The sequence below is a fragment of the Microbacterium sp. B24 genome (genome assembly GCF_000333415.1).
Lineage (GTDB): Bacteria > Actinomycetota > Actinomycetes > Actinomycetales > Microbacteriaceae > Microbacterium.
Map to the genome: position 1 here is coordinate 1 of NZ_BADB01000105.1, position 1,283 is coordinate 1,283.

At 67.7% G+C, this 1,283-nt stretch carries 2 protein-coding genes; both read left to right on the forward strand.

Features of this window, described 5'->3' with window-relative positions; all coding sequences use genetic code 11:
- On the forward strand, window positions 1-822 hold an 822-nt coding region (locus I5I_RS02325; RefSeq protein ID WP_036316042.1), incomplete at its 5' end, for an ABC transporter ATP-binding protein.
- Between the two features lie 9 nt (window positions 823-831).
- The coding region (locus I5I_RS02330) for a PP2C family protein-serine/threonine phosphatase (protein WP_036316044.1) at window positions 832-1,283 on the forward strand (452 nt) is incomplete at its 3' end.

Genomic DNA, 1,283 nt, shown 5'->3' on the forward strand with positions numbered 1-1,283 from the left:
GAGCTCGGTCCCGGGGATCCTCTAGAGTCAGACCTGGCCTTCGAGGACGTCTCGTTCCGCTATGCATCTGACAAGCCCCTGATCGACGGGCTGTCGATGCACGCCCGCCCGGGCAGCACCGTCGCCATCGTCGGTCCCACGGGCGCCGGCAAGACGACGCTGGTGAACCTGATCATGCGCTTCTACGACGTGGATGCCGGTGTCATCGCCCTGGGCGGGCTGGACACTCGGCGGATGACCCGGGACGACCTGCGCGCACGCACGGGCATGGTGCTGCAAGACACCTGGCTGTTCTCCGGAACCATTCGCGAGAACATCGCCTACGGCAGACCCGACGCCTCCGAGGAGGACATCGTCGAGGCAGCGACGGCCGCGTACGTCGATCGTTTCGTGCACGCCCTGCCCGACGGCTACGACACCGTGCTCGACGACGAAGCGACGAATCTGTCGGCGGGGGAGCGGCAGCTGATCACGATCGCCCGCGCGTTCCTGGCGGATCCGAGGATCCTGATCCTCGATGAGGCGACGAGTTCGGTCGACACACGCACCGAGTTGCTCATCCAGCGCGCCATGTCGCGGCTGCGGGCCGACCGCACCGCGTTCGTCATCGCGCATCGCCTGTCGACGATTCGCGACGCCGACCTCATCCTCGTCATGGAGAACGGCACGATCGTCGAACAGGGCACCCACGAGCAGCTGCTCGCCGCCCACGGCGCGTACCGCCGCCTCTACGATGCCCAGTTCGAGGCTCCGGTCGACGACGAGGCCGACGCCGCCGCTTCGCAGCCTGTCGGCGGGGTGCAGCCCCGACCCGTCCACTAGAGTGGGACCGTGCCCGAAGCCGCGACTCACTCGCGCACCATCCCGCTCGCGGACGGTGCCGTCGACCTGCAGTGGGCGGAGCTGACCCATACGGGCCGTCGGCGAGAGATCAATCAGGATGCCGTCCTCGCTCGCTATCCGCTGTTCGTGGTCGCCGACGGGATGGGTGGCCACATCGGCGGTGAGATCGCCAGCAGCAGCACGATCGCACGCCTCGAATCGATGGTCGGCAAAGGCGAGGTCAGCCCGAAGAACATCGAGAAGGCGCTTTCCAAGGCCGTCGGCGACATCGCCTCGCACCCCGAAGCCACCGATGACGGCACGGGGACGACGGTGACCGGGGTCTACCTCGACACCTCCACCCCCGAGCCCACGTGGGTGACCCTCAACATCGGCGACTCGCGGGTCTATCTCTTCCGCGACGGCGGCCTCGCCCAGGTCACGACCGATCATTCCGTCGT